1 protein-coding gene is annotated in these 256 nt (G+C 75.8%); it reads left to right on the top strand.

What is annotated here, in order from left to right; genetic code table 11:
• Positions 1-15: 15 nt before the first annotated feature.
• The coding region (locus tag C1X29_RS28910; protein ID WP_218275739.1) for a hypothetical protein at positions 16-256 on the top strand (241 nt) is incomplete at its 3' end.

Below are 256 nucleotides of genomic sequence, written 5' to 3'. Positions count from 1 at the left end.
ACGCGGACCTACGTGATGCGCGTCTCCGAATCGATCCCGGTCTACCGCGCGCGGCTCACCGGGGTGGCGGGGCCCGTGCAGTTCACCGCCCTGCTGCGCGGCGAGAGGCCGCTGGTGCGCCCGGCCTCGCGGCCCCGCACCCTGGACGGCGCCGACCTCGTGCCGGTGGAGACGCTGTCCACCGCGTCGGTCGCCGCCAAGGTTGCCGAGCAGGTGGAGCGCGAGCTGTCCCAGCCGATGGGCCGCTCGCCCCTGC

The organism is Pseudomonas sp. GW456-12-10-14-LB2 (assembly GCF_002884345.1).
In the GTDB taxonomy this organism is placed as follows: Bacteria; Pseudomonadota; Gammaproteobacteria; order Pseudomonadales; family Pseudomonadaceae; genus Aquipseudomonas; species Aquipseudomonas paraglycinae.
Note: the sequence above shows the minus strand (reverse complement) of the source record. Positions and strands in the feature narration are given on the sequence as shown.